This is a genomic window from Nocardia sp. NPDC046473 (genome assembly GCF_040645995.1).
GTDB lineage: Bacteria > Actinomycetota > Actinomycetes > Mycobacteriales > Mycobacteriaceae > Nocardia.
In genome coordinates, this window is record NZ_JBEYZJ010000010.1 from 498307 (window position 1) to 515007 (window position 16701).

14 protein-coding genes are annotated in these 16701 nt (G+C 65.0%); 11 read left to right on the plus strand and 3 right to left on the minus strand.

Annotated elements, in window-relative coordinates; all coding sequences use genetic code 11:
- Window positions 1–25 precede the first annotated feature (25 nt).
- Window positions 26–757 (plus strand): SDR family oxidoreductase, encoded by a 732-nt coding sequence (locus tag ABZ942_RS35305; RefSeq protein ID WP_357389822.1) that lies wholly within the window; start codon window positions 26–28, stop codon window positions 755–757.
- A gap of 10 nt (window positions 758–767) precedes the next feature.
- On the opposite strand, the gene ABZ942_RS35310 is transcribed toward ABZ942_RS35305, so the two are convergent.
- Complete coding sequence (locus ABZ942_RS35310; protein WP_357389824.1) at window positions 768–1373, minus strand: helix-turn-helix domain-containing protein; 606 nt, start codon at window positions 1371–1373, stop codon at window positions 768–770.
- Between the two features lie 339 nt (window positions 1374–1712).
- Here ABZ942_RS35310 and ABZ942_RS35315 point away from each other — a divergent pair, with 339 nt between their 5' ends.
- The 6 genes from ABZ942_RS35315 to ABZ942_RS35340 are packed head-to-tail and all read left to right on the plus strand — an operon-like array spanning window position 1713 to window position 11879.
- Window positions 1713–2018 (plus strand): hypothetical protein, encoded by a 306-nt coding sequence (locus ABZ942_RS35315; RefSeq protein WP_357389826.1) that lies wholly within the window; start codon window positions 1713–1715, stop codon window positions 2016–2018.
- 40 nt (window positions 2019–2058) lie between these two features.
- The gene (locus ABZ942_RS35320; RefSeq protein ID WP_357389828.1) at window positions 2059–2553 is read left to right on the plus strand and encodes a YbaB/EbfC family nucleoid-associated protein; all 495 of its coding nucleotides are present in this window, start codon (window positions 2059–2061) and stop codon (window positions 2551–2553) included.
- A gap of 12 nt (window positions 2554–2565) precedes the next feature.
- Window positions 2566–8205: a hypothetical protein gene (locus ABZ942_RS35325; protein WP_357389830.1), complete on the plus strand. Its 5640-nt coding sequence runs from the start codon at window positions 2566–2568 to the stop codon at window positions 8203–8205.
- A complete protein-coding gene (locus ABZ942_RS35330) occupies window positions 8198–10744 on the plus strand; it encodes a hypothetical protein (RefSeq protein ID WP_357389832.1) in 2547 nt (848 codons plus the stop codon). The genes ABZ942_RS35325 and ABZ942_RS35330 overlap by 8 nt, the downstream gene beginning before the upstream one ends.
- 20 nt (window positions 10745–10764) lie before the next feature.
- Window positions 10765–11550, plus strand: a complete 786-nt coding sequence (locus tag ABZ942_RS35335) for an ESX secretion-associated protein EspG (protein ID WP_357389834.1) — start codon at window positions 10765–10767, stop codon at window positions 11548–11550.
- A gap of 26 nt (window positions 11551–11576) precedes the next feature.
- Window positions 11577–11879, plus strand: coding sequence for a hypothetical protein (locus ABZ942_RS35340; RefSeq protein WP_357389836.1), 303 nt, complete (start codon window positions 11577–11579; stop codon window positions 11877–11879).
- 21 nt (window positions 11880–11900) lie between these two features.
- On the opposite strand, the gene ABZ942_RS35345 is transcribed toward ABZ942_RS35340, so the two are convergent.
- Complete coding sequence (locus ABZ942_RS35345) at window positions 11901–12074, minus strand: hypothetical protein (RefSeq protein WP_357389838.1); 174 nt, start codon at window positions 12072–12074, stop codon at window positions 11901–11903.
- Window positions 12075–12381: 307 nt separating this feature from the next.
- Here ABZ942_RS35345 and ABZ942_RS35350 point away from each other — a divergent pair, with 307 nt between their 5' ends.
- From ABZ942_RS35350 to ABZ942_RS35365, 4 genes are all read left to right on the plus strand, one after another.
- Window positions 12382–13203 (plus strand): endo alpha-1,4 polygalactosaminidase, encoded by an 822-nt coding sequence (locus tag ABZ942_RS35350; RefSeq protein ID WP_357389840.1) that lies wholly within the window; start codon window positions 12382–12384, stop codon window positions 13201–13203.
- Complete coding sequence (locus tag ABZ942_RS35355; RefSeq protein ID WP_357389842.1) at window positions 13200–13580, plus strand: hypothetical protein; 381 nt, start codon at window positions 13200–13202, stop codon at window positions 13578–13580. The genes ABZ942_RS35350 and ABZ942_RS35355 overlap by 4 nt, the downstream gene beginning before the upstream one ends.
- Window positions 13526–14221: a hypothetical protein gene (locus ABZ942_RS35360; RefSeq protein ID WP_357389844.1), complete on the plus strand. Its 696-nt coding sequence runs from the start codon at window positions 13526–13528 to the stop codon at window positions 14219–14221. The genes ABZ942_RS35355 and ABZ942_RS35360 overlap by 55 nt, the downstream gene beginning before the upstream one ends.
- Before the next feature lie 240 nt (window positions 14222–14461).
- The gene (locus tag ABZ942_RS35365) at window positions 14462–15358 is read left to right on the plus strand and encodes an endo alpha-1,4 polygalactosaminidase (protein ID WP_357389846.1); all 897 of its coding nucleotides are present in this window, start codon (window positions 14462–14464) and stop codon (window positions 15356–15358) included.
- 21 nt (window positions 15359–15379) lie between these two features.
- Here ABZ942_RS35365 and ABZ942_RS35370 read toward each other — a convergent pair whose 3' ends face one another.
- A complete protein-coding gene (locus ABZ942_RS35370; RefSeq protein ID WP_357389848.1) occupies window positions 15380–16396 on the minus strand; it encodes a helix-turn-helix domain-containing protein in 1017 nt (338 codons plus the stop codon).
- Window positions 16397–16701: the final 305 nt, after the last annotated feature.

A 16701-nucleotide genomic window follows, 5' to 3' on the forward strand; every position in this document is an offset into this window, starting at 1 on the left:
CAACCTGGGGGCCGAGGTAGCAGCAATGATCGGTATCCATGATGAGGATGTCCGAGGGCGCAGAGCGTGGGCGGTGGTCGCCGGTTCGGCGGGTGCGGTCGGGCGCGAGGCCGCGTTGCGGCTGGCCGAGGACGGCTATTCGGTGGTGGTGTGCGGTCGCGATGGCGCCGGTGCGGAGGAGACGCGCAAGCTGATCGAGTGGGCCGGCGGGCGGGCGGTGGAGGTGGTGGCCGATCTCGGTGACTCCGCGGCCGTGCGCCGGTTGATCACCGAAACCGTCGCACTACTCGAGGGTGCTCCGGTCGAGGTACTGGTCAACAACGCCGGTGAGGCGGGCTGCGGGCCGGTCGAGGATGTGTTCGATACGGTCTTCGCGCTGAATGTGAAGGTGCCGCTGCTGTTGACCGGTGCGTTTGCCCCGGGCATGGCCGAGCACGGCCGGGGCGCGATCGTCAACGTGGGTAGTTCAGGCCCGGTGACCGGGGCCGCGGGGCGGAGCGTGGTGCAGGCGGCGACCTCGGCGTTGGTCATGTTGACCAGGTTGTGGACAGCCGAGTACGGACCGAGGGGCGTACGGGTCAATTCCGTGGATCCCGGCGGCGCGCTCGCCGCGCAACTCAGTGGGCCCGTCGCGGTGGCCGAGGCCATCCGATTCCTGGCCTCACCGCGAGCGGCCTCCATCCAGGGCGCTGTATTGACCATGAATGAAGGCGAACTCGCGGCCGCGTGTTGCCGATGGTCTTCCTCGCCCGCGTAAGGTGCTGCGGTCATTCATGTTTCGGTTCGAGCAGGGTGGTGATCATCGCGGTGGCGTGCCAGTGTTCGAAATCCTGGTGGCGCCAGCCGCGTTCGTCGACCAGGCGCTGATAGTTCGTGTGCTGCAGTTGTAACCACAGCACATCGGTTGCGGCTTCGGCTTGGATGCTTTGCCGCAACGAGCCCGTCGCCTCGATGGCGGCGACGACGCAGCCGGCCGTCTCCAGCAGGTTCCGCTGCGTGGATTGCAACAGGTCCGCCAGATCGGGATCTGTGCCCGCGGCCTGCTCGAGCACGACCTGCAGTGGGCGCACACGCCGCATGACGGCCGCCGTGTTGGCCGCGAACTGTTCGAGGAGGAGTCGAGGGTCGGCGATCGTGAGGATCTCCGCGATCGTGGACCCGGCCTCCGTCGCGCCGCTGTCGTCGGCAACGAACTGATGGGCGAGGGCGAACAGTTGGGCCTTGTTGCCTGCGGCGAAGACGGTGGGGCGGGAGACACTGGCGCAGGTTGCGATCTGATCGATGGTGGCGCCTGCGTATCCGCGCTCCGCGAACACCTCCGCCGCGGCCCGCACCACGATGTCGCGAGTGCGGCGCGCGGCCTCCTCGCGCACGGGGGAACGGTAGACACGCTGCGCTCGATTGACGTCTGCCATATGCTCTGGTTTACTCTCAGTCATGTCATTTGATTAGCGATCAACCCAAGTTGTGAGGCCGGTTGCCTCGGCCCCTGCCGGTCGGGTCGGCGCCTGGGTGCGGTGCCCTCGGCGGGCGTAGCTGATGTCGGCCTCGTGCGATGTCCTCTCCTGCCGGCCCCGGCGGATGCCTGCCGGAATTGTTCCCATTGACGATCAGCATATCAGCAGGAAAGCGAACCTCTCATAACGTCCCGGTAATGATGTCCGGAGCCCGTCGCTTACGGCCTGATCTCTATTCTGTGAATAGGAAGAGTAATGGATCGACGCATCGAATTGAATCCTGGCGGACTGCGGGATGCGGCCGCGGGGTTCGAGGAGGTTGCCGACCGGGTCGGGAAGATCAGGGAAAGTCTCATGAATTCCACTGGTCACCTGGGCGAACCCTGGGGGCACGACAAAGCCGGGGACAAGTTCGCCGACGGGGCCGAGGGTTACAAAGCCAATAGAGACAATAACTTCGGTTCCCTGTCCAAGCTCGTCGATGTGTTGGCGCAGAATGCGAAGAATCTGCGAGACGGCGCGACGGTTTTCGAGGAGAACGAGAGGGCGCAGTCGCGGTGATGTACGAAATGCGACTCGACCGACGATGCGGAGACCTCCGGTGGTGAATGAGCGGCTGCAGGCCGACGCGGCGATGATGATGGAAGCGCTGTCCGAACAAATGCTGGGTATCGCGAAGATCCAGCGTGATCGGGCGCGGCTCACCGCGACGGTCACCGCATGCGACAAGCGAATCAGTGTGACCGTCAATGCCGACGGCATCCTCATCGAGACCCGGTTCGCCGACGATGTGAGCGACCTGTCCTACGACGAGATCGCCGCGGCTATCACCGAGGCCGTCCAGGCAGCGGCCGCGCAGGTCGGCGAGCGGGGCCGTCGGTTGATGGCGCCGCTGCGGGCCCGCAAGGACCGATTGCCGCCCCTGCCGGAACTCATCGAGGACATGCCGGATTTCCGGTCCGTGATTCCGGTGCCGCCGCCGGTGTCGATCGCGCCCCCGAACTCGCCGGAGCGCCGATACGACGACGAGGACGCGGGTTTCGGCGATGCCGAGCCCTACGGACGCCGGTCGATGGTCAGAGACCACGACGAGTGAGGTCGCTGCGGGATGAGTCTGTATCTGCCGCCGGAACTGAGCTGGCTGGGATGGATCGCGGGCGGTGCGTGGCCCGAGGGTGACGAGGACAAGGTCTGGGCGGTTTCGGATGCTTACAAGCACGCCGGTGCGGCGCTGCGGAAACTGACTCCGGAAATCGCGGACGTGAAACGCGCCTCGGTCTCCGCATATCCCGAGGGCGCCGGCGGGGACAAGATCGGCACGATGTTCGATCAGCTGCTGACCGGTGGCCAGTCGATGGATTCGCTGGCGCATTTCATGGACCAGATGTTCGACGCGACCGAGGATTTCGGCACTTCGGTTCAGGCCGCGAAACTGATGACCATTGTTTCGCTGGCGGCGCTGGCCATCGAAATCGCCTGGGCGTGGGCATTCCCGCCGACCGCGCCGGCCCAGCAGGCGGCCGAGGAAGCGGCCACCCAAATCGTGGTGCGCCGCCTGGAATTGCAGATCCAGGAACGAATCGTGGCCAAGGTGCTGTCGGTTTTCGGGGAGAAGTTCGCCAACCTCAGCAAGGGGTGGGTGATGAAGATCCTGGAGGGAGCGCTCATCTCCGGTGGGCTGGACGCGGTGGTCCAGGTCAGCCAGATGGGACCCGGAGGGCATCGGAAGAATTTCAACTGGAAGGAATTCGGTACCTCGGTGGCCGCGGGCGGCCTCGGCGCACCGTTCGGCGGGGCGGCCGGCAACTGGATCAACAAGTACACGACGAAATTCCTCGGCGACAAGCTGGCGAATCCGTGGGTCCGGCTCGGCAACGGCGCGATCGTCGGTATGGGTTCCAGCCCGGTGTTCGGCCTCTTCGGTGGGATCGGCGCAGGCGTTGTCAGCGGTGACTGGTCCGAGACCCTCGGCAACCCGCACGCCTGGGTCGGCGGTCTGGCACAAGGTGGGCTCGTGGGCGGGGCCAAGGGCTACTTCGGCCACAACACGTTCGGTAACAAGAGCTTCGAGGTCGAGTGGAAGCTGTCCGGGGATGCGTCGGTGCGCAATCCGGGGCGGGACGGGTTCTCCTTCGATCCGGGCGGGGCCGAATCCCACGGTTCCCGGAACGGATTCGACGGCAAAGGATTCGGTGGCGAGCATGCCACAAGTCAGGATCGGCCGGTCGGATCGAACGGATCGAACGGATCGAACGGATCGAACGGTTCGCGGGGCGGTGATCGGGGCGTCTTCGATGGTTCCCATTCGTCCGGTGACAGGTCCGGATCGTCCGAGGGCGGGCAGAGTCCGCGGGCCACGCACCCGGCCTCGTCTACTGGGGGCCGTACTTCGGAAGGGCCGGTGACGCAGGGTAACTCGCGGTTCGGCCACGACAGCGCGGGCGGCTCGCATTCGGATAGCTCGAATACCAGACCGCAGGTGTCTCCAGCCACGGAGCACGGCCGCACCAGTAATGGGGCGGACGTCTCGTCCAATTCCGGTCGGTACGAACCGGTCTCGAACGGTGGCTCACACCCGTCGAACGGCAGCTCGGGTTCGTCGAATGGTTCGACAGGTGGCTCACACTCGTCGAACGGCAGCTCGGGGTCGTCGAATGGTTCGACGGGTGGCCGAACCGAGTCCTCGGCGGCCGCGAGTCATTCCGGCAACAACGGAAGTTCGTCCGGCGCGAACCCATCGTCCTCGCCGAAAGCGCCGTCCTCGAACCTGTCCGAGAACGGACGCGGCTCGTCGGTGACCGGTGGGGGGAGCGATCGGCCTGCGGGCGGTCCGCCCGGCACACGCCCGTTCCCCGGGAGCGACGGTTCAGTCTCGCAACCGCCCAAGAGCGGCCTCGAGTCGCCGTCGCGTCAGGTACCCGACTCGAATATCGTTGCGGGACAATCGCAGCGTCCATCGACGCCAGTGTCGGCCACGGGGTCTGCTGGTTCGCAGCTGCCGCCGGGTCGTTCGGGTTCGGTGTCGTCGCTGAGTTCGAGCGAATCGCCGCCGCCGAGTCGTTCAGGGTCGGTGTCGTCGTTGGGTTCGAATGACTCGCAGCCACTGCCGAGTCGCCCGGTGTCGCCGTTGGGTTCGAACGACTCGCAGCCGCCGCCGAGTCGTTCGGGGCCGGGGTCGTCGTCGAGTTCGAGCGAACTGGAGTCGCCGCAGCGTCGCCCGGTGCGGCTGGACCCCGATGGGCCGCCGCAGGTTTCGCGGCCCTCCGGGTCGGGTTCTGGTTCCGGGGACCAGCCGCCGCCACGGCACACGCCGGTACCGGATTCGGGTGGTAGCTCGCCGGCGCGGCAGCGGCCACCGGAGTCCGATGCGGTACCGCCACGGGGATCGGTTGCGCCGGACCGGCCTTCGGGTCCGGACGGGAAGCGTGGGCACGACGGCGCCGAACCCGGCGTCCAGACGTTCGGGGGTGATCAGGAGCATCCCAACTGGTCGCGCAGTGAATTCGGCGATGTGGTGGTCACCTCGCCCGACGGCACCCAGCACCGGGTGGACGAGCACGGGAACATTTTCTTCGGGCGCCCCGAGGATTCGGCATGGGTCAAGGTCGGTCCGGATCGCTCGGTCGAATTCGTGCCCAAGAGTGGCAATGAACCTGGTGCAGCACCGAATTCGCGGGCCGACGCGCCGAGTAGACCGGGCAGGGATGGCGAGTTCGGCTTCGGCCGTAATGACGGCACCGAGCACGCGGTGCTCGACGATGGATCGGTACGGACGAAGTCCCCGGACGGGTCGACGACGATCGTCAAGGGCAGCGGCGCAGCGGAACTCCGTTCGCCGTGGAACGACCGCACGGTATTCGAGCCGGATGGAACGGCCACCCACACCCGGTTCGAGGACTCGGCCACGATCACCACACACGACGACACCGAGCACATCGTTACGATCGGGCGTGAACGGGATGCGGACGGCAACCTGGTCGTCACCTCTCCGGACGGCACCAGACACGTCGTCGGCGACGACCGGACCATCCTGGTGGGGCGTCCCGATGATCCGCAGTTGATGAAGATCGATGCCGATCACGCGATCGTGTTCGTCGGACCGGACGGCAGCGGCCCGGCGGCGACCCCCGGCAAGGGCACCGGGGTGCAGTCGCCGACGTTCACCCGGCCCGACGGCGTCTCCCACGCGGTATTGGGCGACGGTTCAGTGCGGACGAAGTCGCGGGACGATTGGACCCTAACCGTAAGACCGGACGGGGCAACGGAATTCACCTCACCTACCCGCGACACGACCGTGCACAAGGCCGACGGCACCGTAATCGAGTCCGGGCCGGGTAAACCCACCGTGATCACCGGGCCCGACCAGACCAGGCAGACCGTCGAGCCCAACCGCGCGGTCACCGTCGAGCATCCCGACGGCACCAAGCACGTGGTGTTCGATGCCGCGGATCCGCGGGGTGGCGGGCGGACCGAGCACCCCGACCATACGGTGATCCACCATGACCTGAGCGACGGTCCGCGCAAACCCGGTGTCGTCCAGATGGATCGGCCGGACGGGATCGGCTTCGAGTCCTCGCCCAAAGGCATCAAGGTGTTCGACGAGGACGGCACCACCTACGAGCGGGGCTCGGGCCAGTCGGTACGGGTGACCACGCCCAACGGGCACACCGAATCGCGGCCGATCAACGAGCCGATCGCGTTGTCCAACGGTGCGCAACTGGAGACGACGCCGAAGGGGTTCCGGGTCGTGCACGGCGACGAGTCGGTGTCGGAGATCGGTCCGCACGGTGCGCGTTTCACCGACGGCGATGGGGTGGTGCGTGGGACCCGCACGGACGGAACGGCTTTCGTCGAGAACCTCGAGGGCGAGCCGGTGCGAGAGGTTCGCGGTGACGGAGCCGTTCGGGTTACCGCGGAGGACGAGACGGCCTGGGGCAGCAGGGGAGACGGCACCACGTGGAAGGTCGACGAGGACAACAAGGTACACATCTCCGCGCCGGATGGGACGGTAGCGCCGCCGGTCGACCCGAGAAGTCGCTACGTCGCCGGCGACCAGCTGACCGCCAAGATCAAGCCGCATCTGCCGAAGCGAGACGATGGACCCCTTGGTGGATATCAGGCGCCGATCGCGCCGATTGCTGACGACTGGATTCCGCCAGGGTATGACGTCCAGAATGCGTCGAAACGAATTGTGCCGGAGGGGTATTGGGATCCCAGGTACGGCTCGGGGTCTCCGCATGCGGATTACTGGCCGCCGCCGGATCATCATGATTTCTACGACGAGGGACCACCGAATCCCGGTCCGGACGACGATGATCGGAGTTCCGGCGGCTGGCACGCCGGCGGTCCTGGTCACGGTGGCAACTCCAACAGTTCCGGCGCTGGCGGCCGCCCTGGCGATTCCGGTGAGGGGGACAACTCCGGCGGTCCGGGCCGTGACCAACGGTTCGGCGATCGCGGCCTCGGTAGCAACCTCAATGGATCGGGTGGCTCCGGTGAGAGCGGCGGCCATGCCGGCGGGCACGACTCCCCGGGCAATGATCGGCAGCAGCCGCCGCCCGCACACCGGCCGCCACCACCTCGACCGGATCCAGCGATGCTGGCGCGGATGCTCCAGAATCTGCATGCCGCGGAGAATCTGGCACCTCCGCCGGACGCGGATGATTCGTTCCGGTCACCGGGTGAGGGCGGTGGGGGCGAGCGACACGAGGGCGAGCCGTCGCCGGACTTCTGGAACCTGGGCGGCGGCCTGCTGACACCGCTCGGCGGACCGGGATCGGTTGGGGCGAACCCGCCGGGCGGCCCGAACGACACCGGAGGATCGGACCCGGACGCCCGGCGCGGGGATCGATTGGGACGGGCGGGGCGGAACAGCCTCGATCAACCCACCGCTCTCAATACTCGAGATCTGCTGAAACCGCCGAGATCTCCGCTTGCGCCGAGTGACCTTGGTTCGCCGGATCGGCCGGGGGCAGCGGAGGACTCGGCTGCTTCAGGCGCATCGCGGGACTTGGACGGCCATCGGCCGCCAGTCCGGCCTGGGGTCTCGAATACCGCTGGTGACGAGAACGATTCGAGCTCGCTCACGGATCCGTCGGGCGCCAAGAACCACTCGGGTGCGCCGGGTTCCGAGCGCACGCCGGACGGTACTGGTGTCGGGAGCGATTCGGGCGTGCACGGTTCCGCAGACGCGTCGGACGGTACTGGTGTCGGGGGCGATTCGGATGCGCCGGGCTCCGAGCACGCCCCCGACGGGACCGGCGCTGGGAGCGATTCAGGTGTCGCGGGTTCCGGCGACCAGCGGAGCGCACCGGGATCCGGAAGCCATCCGGCGGACCCGCTGCATGCGGGAACCCCTGGGCAGCAAGAGAATTCCGGACCAAATGCGCACGCGTCTCCGTCCACGCCGGGAAGAGCACCCACTATGCCGGACGGGCACGCGCCCGCCGCGCCGCCCACTGCCCCCGCAGCCGCGCCGCCGGGAGCAGCGCAACCGGGAGCAGCGCCCGGCAATACTGCCGGGCCGCCGAAAAAACAGCCGCCTCGGAATCGCAAGAGGGACGACAAGCCGCGAAAGAAGCCCCGATCGGTGCTGATGCCCCCGCCGGACGAGGAGTCCGAGCAGCGCGCCGGAACGAGCGACTCGACCGATGTCGGATTCCTTCTGGGGGCTTCGATATCCGCAACCGAACCGGTCGTTGAGAAGCGGCCCACCACGAAGACCATGAGGAGTAACGCAGATGGCTGACGATCCCCCGAAGATCGACGACACGACCAAGGCGACGTACGACGACTGGGAAAAGAACCGCGACAACGCGAACAACGGCAGGTTGGGGATCAACGGGCTGAAGTTCGATATCAAGGCGACGGTCGAATGCGTATCGCGGTGCCACGACATGATCGAAAACCTGACGTGGTACCAGGACTTCATCAAAGAAAATCATATGAACGACATGGAAGTATGGTCCAATGAGAACGGCGGCATGGCGCTGACTCGCCGGTTCAATACCAAGGGCAATGACATCATCGCGACTATGGATACGATGAAGCGGATCCTCGAGGACATGGGCGATACGTTCCGTAGCGCCGGCGGCGGCTATCTCCGGACCGATAAGAAGAATTCCGACGATCTCGCCAAGCTCAACCAGGTCGGCGATCTGCAGGCCGCGCTGACGAACAAGACGCCGCCGAAGGGCGATCCGGCGAAGATTACGACGATGTCGTCACTCTCCGACAAGCCCAACCCGTTGAAGCCCGCGGCCGGGGCGGGCAACGAAAAGGGGATTGACGTCGAGAATGCCGACCTGTGGACGTACGACAAATACTATTATTTCGGTGAATCCCTGAAAAAACATGATCAGCTGGCATACGATGTCGGCACCCGGTACACGTGGATGAGCGGAAACCTCTCGCGTGATCTCGCGGACCTGAACGCGGCACTGAAGCGGGTGAACTCCGAGATGTGGACCGGTGAAGGCGCGGACCAGGCCGTCAAGGCTATCGGGCGATTCACCGACAATTCGGACTCCTTCGCCAAAGCGCTGCAGAACCTGGGTAGCGATCTCCTCTACTGCGCCCAGTGGTTGAACTACATGCGTCAGGACATACCGTCGCTTCCTTGGGACAACGACCGGTCCGAATATTGCTACAAGATGAAGAAACTAGGCGATTGGCGTGAGCGGTACAAGAGCGCGTATATGCCCGGTATCGAGAACGCAGTCAAGGCCATGCCCATGGTGGCCGTCACCGGTGCCGCGCCGACCCCGCCGCCGGGTGGCAACAACAACGGTGGGAACAACAACGGCGGGAACAACAACGGCGGGAACAACAACGGCGGGAACAACAACAGCGGGAACAACAACAGCGGGAACAACAACAGCGGGAACAACAACAGCGGCAGCAACAACGGGGGGAACGACGGCAGCAACAACGGGGGGAACAACAACGTCGACAAGAACAGTCCTGAATACAAGGTCGGATATCAGGACGGCTTAAACCAGCGCAAGAAGGACGCTGGTGGCGGCAACAACGCTGGCGGTAACAACGGCGGTGGCAGTAACAGCGGTAATGGCAACATCGACAAGAACAGCCCCAATTACAAGGGAGGATTTCAGGACGGCTACAACCAGGGTAAGTCCGGGGCCTCCGGCGACGGCTCGAACAATGGCGGTTCCCAGGGGGGCGACGGTTCGAAGGGTACCGGCGGCTCGAATCCGCCCAACTCCCCCAAAGTCAATTCCCCGGGTGGCGGAGACCAGGGCGGTGGGGACAACAGCGGTGGCGGCAACAATGGCGGCGACGGCTCCAACAACTCCAACTATCCGCAGACCAATCCGGCGAGCTATCAGCCGCTCAAACCCACGCCGCTGCCCGGCAACAAACCGGGGCAGCAGACGCCGCCGAAATCGCCCCAGGATTTGATCAACAAGCTGATGCACGGCGAGAATCCGTTCAAGGATCTGAGTCCGGACGCACTGCAGAAGATCGGTAAGGATCTGCTCGGTGGCCTGAACCCAGATCTGTTGAAGAACATGAGCCCGGAGGCGTTGCAGAAGCTGGGCTCGGATCTGTTGCAGCACATGAGTCCCGAGGATCTGAAGAAGTTCGGTAACGACCTCCTCGGCGGTCTCGGCCCGGATGGACTGAAGGGGCTGGATCCGGACACGCTGAGCAAGCTGGATCCGGAGATGCTGCGCAAGCTGAGCCCGGAGACGTTGAGCAATCTGGGGCAAACGCTGGCCCAGACTCCGGGCGGCACCGACCTTGTGAAGACGTTGGTCGACGGTTTCAAGGGGGTGACCTCGGCGCTCACCGATGTGGTGAAGACCGGCACCCAGGTACTCGCCGGTCTGGCGCCCAATGGCATGGTCGGTATTCCGGGACTGGGGGATCTGCAGAGTCTCGATATCCCCGGTTTCGACAGCAGTGCGATTCCGAAAGATATCGCGGCTGCCCTCGGTGGCCCTGGCCCTGGGCATGCCGGAATTCCTGGGGATGGCGGTGGTGCACCGCATACGCCGCTCAGCGCCCATGCCAACGTGGGGTCGAAGTTGTTCCCGCGGGCGTCGGCGCCGGGCGGGTTCGACAATGCACAGATTCAGGCCATGCAGGCGGGAGGTACCGGTCCCGCCGGTTCGGGAATGCCGATGGGCCCTGGGCCCGGCCCCGGAGCACAGGGTGGTGCCGGCAATGAGTACAAGCGCCCCAAGTATCTGGATGCGGCAGTCTATCTGGATGGTCTGCTCGGTGAGGGCCTCGAGCAGTCGAAACCGGTGATCGAGCCGTGACGCACCAGTGGAAATTCACGGTGCTCGAATTTGTCGTGCTATGTGAGCGGCATCGTCAAGGCCTGCTGCCCAAACCGTTTTGGCTCGAGAGCGACGAGGTGGTCTTCGCAGACGAGTTGGAGCGCCGCAAACGTGCGGCGTGGGAGGATCTGTGCCGGCGGCTGGACGGCTGGTTCGACGGCGCGATCGAGGTGCTGCGCGCCCCCGAGCTGTATGTGGAGGTGTCGAGTTGGGACGAACGAAATATGCGCAACTCGGCGCGGGCGCTGCGCGTATATGCCGCTCGCGCAGGCGCTATCGCGTTCGTCTTCGAGCAGGCGCCCGGGCCGCTCACCTACGACACCGTCGCGTTCACGGTGACCGAGTGTGATCCACGCAGGCTGGCCGTCGCCGTGGAGGAGTTGCTGCCACGGGTCGAGGCCGGTCGTCTGCCGGGTATTCCGATCGTCACGGACTCCGCCGAGGATGTCGCACCGAGTTGGGGCGGCAGCTATATCCGTGACGATCGGGAAGACAAGTTGGTCTATCGGACACAGCAGTTCTTTCAGCGTCCAGCCGATTGCACGGGCTCGATCGTGGTTGCGCAGGGGCGGTCGAAGTACGGGCCGCGCGGGATTCGGAAGACGACGATGATGTGGCGTGATGTGATTGATGACGGCCGGTATGTGATGTCGCTGGACGAGCCGCCGTTCGCGGTGGGCACGAATCGCCGGATGCTGGTCGAGCGGATTCAGCAGGATATCGACATTTTGATGCAGCGTCTGGAAACCCATTGGGAACCAGGGCGTCCCGAAGACCGGTATTGAATTCAGAGCAGAACTAGGAGACCGTCATGGTGGGAAACAACAGGGTCCGCGTAGATACCACTCGATTGCGGCAGGCCGCGGGCGGGATGGACGAGCTCGGTGACAAGGCGAAGGACATCGTCACCACGCTGAAGAACGCGATCCAGGCGCAGGGCAATCCGTGGGGCCATGACGACTATGGCGACAAGTTCGTCAAGGGCGACAAGGGTTATGCGAAGTCCGAAGAGAACCTGCTCGCCGGCGGCGACAACATGGTCGATTCGGCGGGCAGGTTCAGCAAGGGCATGAGTGACGCCGCGGCCAAAATGGACGACATGGACGCCCGGTGATAACCGTGCGGACCCAACGGTTCACGGTCGTACGTGCATCGCCCACGCGAGCCGGGTGAGCCAGGCTCGCCATTCGAGGTCTCCGGCGTTGGCTCGCAGCAGGATTCGCTCGACGACGACCTCGCTGAGGAGATCGACGAGCTCTTCGCGGTTCTTGACCCACCGGTAGAGCGCGCTGTGGCCGACGCCGACCATCTGCGACTGCTGCGTGCGCTGGTCTCTGCCGCGCGGCTGGCCTGATCGACACCGAGGACGGTGTGCTGTCCTGATCGTGCACGGTGGTTGGTTGATTGGATTCGATCAATTTTCGAATGTGATTCTGCAGCTTCTTGACGCACGCGGAAATCTTTGTTTGACTCCAGGGGCGTCGAGCCGTATTCGACGCCCGAGGTGCGCCCAGCCGGTAATTGGTGAACAACCTGAGCCCGGCCCCAGTCGCCAGGACGGATTCTGATTCCGTCCGAGGCGGGGTCGCCACCCGCAGTAGTCAATGGGAATCAAGATGAGCATCAATCGTGTTCGGGTGGCTGCCACAACTGCCTTGGCTATCGCTTGCGTATCGATCGTCCTCCTCGCTTCGGCCGGGCCGGCATCCGCTGCGCCGCCCGTGCTGCTTCCGACGCCGCATGCGGAATTCGATTACCAAATCGGCGCGCCGTACACCCCGCCTGCCGGAGTCGGCGTGATTTCGCGTGACTACACCAAGGACGCGGTGCCCGGCGTTTACAACATCTGCTATGTGAACGCATTCCAAACCCAAGAAGGCGCCCAGGGGCAGTGGGATCCAGATCTCCTGCTGCGCAACGAGGACGGTGAGGTTGTCGAGGATGAGGGATGGCCGGGTGAGGCGATCCTGGATTTGCGCGAGGACGGCAAGCGTAAGCGCATCGCCGCGAAGGTCAACGGCTGGATCGACATCTGCGCCGCGAAGGGTTTCCAGGGTGTCGAACCCGATAATTACGACAGCTATGAACGGTCGCAAGGCCTGTTCTCCGCGAACGAGGCGCAGCTGTTCATTCAGCTGCTGTCGGCGCACGCACACGATAAGGGTCTGGCGATCGCACAGAAGAACACCTCCGATCTCCTCGGCGCCGCCCGAAGGAACGGCCTCGACTTCGCCGTCGCCGAAGAATGTGGGCAGCACGGTGAATGCGACAAATATGCGGCGGCTTTCAATGATCATGTGGTCGTCATCGAATATACTGCCCAAGGTCTAGCGAATGCGTGCGCGGATTTCAAGGACCGGCTGAGTATTGTGCGGCGCGACAAGAAGGTGACCGCGCCCAATAGTGGCGAATATGTCCGCGAAACCTGCCGTAAGTGAATTCGGTGACCACGCTGACTCGTCGCACTGCACTTCGCGGCGGCGCCGCGGTGGCGCTGGGCATGGTTTCGGTGGCGTGTAGTGGCGGATCCAAAGGCGGTGTCGGGCCGGACGGTCGGGTGACAATCCAGCTCTGGCACGGGCAGAACGAACGAAACCGTGTGGTGGTCGAAGAACTGGTCGCCGATTTCGAACGGGCATATCCGAACATCCGGATCGACCTGGGCGGCGGCGGCGTGGTCGCCGACGAAATGCTGCAAAAGGTGCTGGCGGCCTTGGCTTCCGGATCCTTCCCGGACATCGCCTACATCTTCAGGCTTGGGTGCTGGAATTCACTCATGCGGGCGAGGACCTGTACGACCGCCTCGACGCATTGATCGCGAATGATCCAGAACTGCGTCGCCGCGTGCGCGTCGACATGTACCGGCGGCTGGGTTACTACCCGACCGAGACCAGCGAGCACTCGGCTGAATATGTGCCCTGGTACCTGCACCATGACAGTGAAGTGCAGCGGCTGCGGATACCTGTCGGTGAGTACCTCGGCATCGTGGCCGAGAACGTCGCGGTATACGAACTCACCCGGCGTTTGCTGGCCGAAGGAAAACCGCTGGAGGTGCAGAACACGATGGAATACGCACCTCAGATCATCCACAGTATCGTCAGCGACACACCTCGAACCGTGTACGGCAATGTCCCGAACAGCGGCCTGATCACCAACCTGCCCGACGGCATCGTCGAAGTTCCCTGCGTCGTCGACGGGTCAGGCGTTCACCCCCAACCGATAGGCGCACTTCCGCCGCAATTGGCTGCCTTGAACCGGGCCTACCTGAGCGTGACGGGACTGGTCGTTTCCGCCGCGGTTGACAACGAACCTCGCCACATCCGGCACGCGGCGATGATGGATCCAGCCACCGCGGCGACGTTGACGGTGGAGCAGATCTGGGCCCTGTGCGATGACATGGTCCAGGCTCACTCCCGTCTGCTGCAACCCTCGTTGCGCGGCACATTGGTGCCCTGAACTCTGACGATTCCGCAGTTGTAGGAGCAAATTGTTGCCGCTTCGTGGACATAGGCGTCGCTGTGTACGTGGTGCAGCCGCGACCTGCCGAACCCCACTAGCTGCGGTCGAAGAGATCACCGGGTTGCAATCTCGACAATCGCCATGATCGACTGATGCCGCATCTCGGTCGAACTGCGCGCGATTATCACCGCGTACCGCGACTGCTTCGGCGATTGACCACGGGGGAGCTTATCGACCATGATCACCCCTGAATTCCGCCGTCGGTGCGTTGCGGCGCTCGCCGCTTCGGCCGCCGTGACCTCGCTGCTCACCACCGCTTGTTCGGGCGGCGAACCTGAGGATGCACCACCCTCGTCGACCTCGGTCGGGGTGTCCGACGGGGCGTCGGCGACGCCCGGCGAGGGGGCGCCCACGGTGGCGGCGCCTCCCGTGCGGGCGGGCTTCGACTACCAGCTCAACACCCCGTACCCGCCGCCGGCCGGGGTGTCCGTCGTTGTCCGTGACCACACCGCGCCACCCGCCTCGGGAAGCTACAACATCTGCTACATCAACGTCTTCCAAGCCCAGCCTGGCGCGGAGCACGAATGGGACGCCGATCTGCTGCTGCGCGACCGGACGGGAGCGGTGGTCATGGACAAGGAATGGGGGGAGGCGATGCTGGACGTCCACACCGACGCCAAGCGTCGGCGGATTGCGCAAAAGGTCACCACCTGGATCGACGACTGCGCGGCCAAGGGCTACAAGGCCATCGATCCGGACAACTACGACAGCTACACCCGCGTGCCCGAGGGCCTGCTGACCGCGGATGACGCGAAGGCGTTCCTCGCTCTGCTCGCCGCCCGCGCGCATGAGAGGGGCTTGGCCATCGGCCAGAAGAACGCCCCGCAGCTGGCTGCTGCGCGCACAGAGGTCGGCGTCGACTTTGCTGTCGTCGAGGAATGCGGCCAGTACAACGAATGTGGAGACTATGCCGCCGCCTTCGGCAGCCACATGATCGTGATCGAGTACACCGCCCAGGGGATGGAAAGGGCCTGCCAGGGCTGGGCCGACAAAGTAAGTATCGTCCGTCGGGATCGGAACCTCGTGCCCCGCGGCGATCAGGGCTATTTCCGCGAAACCTGCGGCACACCGTGATTAGTTATCGGCCACAGATGTTCAAGCCACGCGTTCTGTCGCAAGCCGTTTGCCCCGCGCTGCGCCGAACTGGCTGCGGTACTCACCCGGGGTCAGTTCGACGAGTCTGGTGAAGTGGTAGCGCAACGCTGATTCGGAGCCGAACCCGCTGGCTTCGGCGATGCGTTGCACGGTCCAGGTGGTGCGTTGCAGCAGCTCTTGGGCACGCCGTAGGCGGGCTCGTTGTAGCCATTCGATCGGGGGGATACCCAGCGCGTCGCGGCAGTGCCGGGCGAAGGTGCGCACGCTCATCCCGGCGTGCTGGGCGAGCTTGGTCACGGTGAGTGCCTCGGCGAGATGGTCTTCGGCCCAATACAACGTGTCGACCAGGGATCGGGTCTGTTCGGGAACGTCCAAGCCCGCGCGTTGGGCTTGGTCACCGTCGCGTCGGATCGGCGCGACCAGGAACCGGGCGACCTCGGTCGCGAGGGCCGAGCCGTGATCGCGCTCGATCAGATGCAGGAGCAGGTCGATTGCCGCTGTGCCACCACCGGAGGTGAAGAGCGCGCCGTCGGCGACGAACAAACGCTCGGGATGGACCTGAATCCTCGGATAGTCAGCGGCGAGCCGGTCGGCCCAGTGCCAATGGGTGGTCGCTTGACGACCATCGAGCAGACCGGTCGCTGCCACGAGAAAACTGCCCAGACAGAGCCCGACGATCCGAGCACCGTTGGCTCGCGCGCGCAGCATCGCCGCGGCGACTTCCGGCGGCGGGTCGTCAATCCGCTGGGCAGCGGGCACAACGACGGTGTGCGCGGACTCGGCCCACGCCGGTGACCGGTCCGGGAGCAGCGCGTAGCTGCCGGCGCCGCCGGTCCGGGTGCGGGTCGGCCTGTCCGGTCCGGTCACGGCGATCTCGTAGAGTTCGGTGCCCGCGAGATCGTTCGCCGTGGCGAAGACCTGCACCGCCAACGCCGACTCGAATATCCCGACACCATCGAAACTCAGGACCGCGACGCGGTGCGCAGCCCTCGGTGGCAGCACAACCTGTTCCCGCATGAGTTCTCACCTTTGGATCGTATGAAGTGGAGCTTCGACGGCTTCGCCGCCGAGTGCATGCCCTCGAGCCGGTCGAACGCCCAGCCGAGCTCGCCGCGCAGTCGCAGGCGGGACTGGCATCGGGTGGGTGCCGGTGTCAGGACAGTTTCGCCGTGGGGGCGAAGGCGGGCAGTTTGTCGAGGCTGCTCTGCACGGCTTCGGTGCCGTAGGCGAACATCTGCTGCTCGTACTCCTGGACCGCGCCGAGTAGGTCCTGGCGGCCTTCGTTGGCTTCGATCAGGCACTGGTGCAGCAGGTCGGCATCG

Bases quoted from the DNA above. Each gene is read 5' to 3' on its own strand.
- ABZ942_RS35305 (WP_357389822.1), top strand. From the start codon at position 26: ATGATCGGTATCCATGATGAGGATGTCCGAGGGCGCAGAGCGTGGGCG.
- ABZ942_RS35315 (WP_357389826.1), top strand. From the start codon at position 1,713: ATGGATCGACGCATCGAATTGAATCCTGGCGGACTGCGGGATGCGGCC.
- ABZ942_RS35325 (WP_357389830.1), top strand. From the start codon at position 2,566: ATGAGTCTGTATCTGCCGCCGGAACTGAGCTGGCTGGGATGGATCGCG.
- ABZ942_RS35330 (WP_357389832.1), top strand. From the start codon at position 8,198: ATGGCTGACGATCCCCCGAAGATCGACGACACGACCAAGGCGACGTAC.
- ABZ942_RS35340 (WP_357389836.1), top strand. From the start codon at position 11,577: ATGGTGGGAAACAACAGGGTCCGCGTAGATACCACTCGATTGCGGCAG.
- ABZ942_RS35345 (WP_357389838.1), bottom strand. From the start codon at position 12,074: ATGGTCGGCGTCGGCCACAGCGCGCTCTACCGGTGGGTCAAGAACCGC.
- ABZ942_RS35350 (WP_357389840.1), top strand. From the start codon at position 12,382: ATGAGCATCAATCGTGTTCGGGTGGCTGCCACAACTGCCTTGGCTATC.
- ABZ942_RS35365 (WP_357389846.1), top strand. From the start codon at position 14,462: ATGATCACCCCTGAATTCCGCCGTCGGTGCGTTGCGGCGCTCGCCGCT.
- ABZ942_RS35370 (WP_357389848.1), bottom strand. From the start codon at position 16,396: ATGCGGGAACAGGTTGTGCTGCCACCGAGGGCTGCGCACCGCGTCGCG.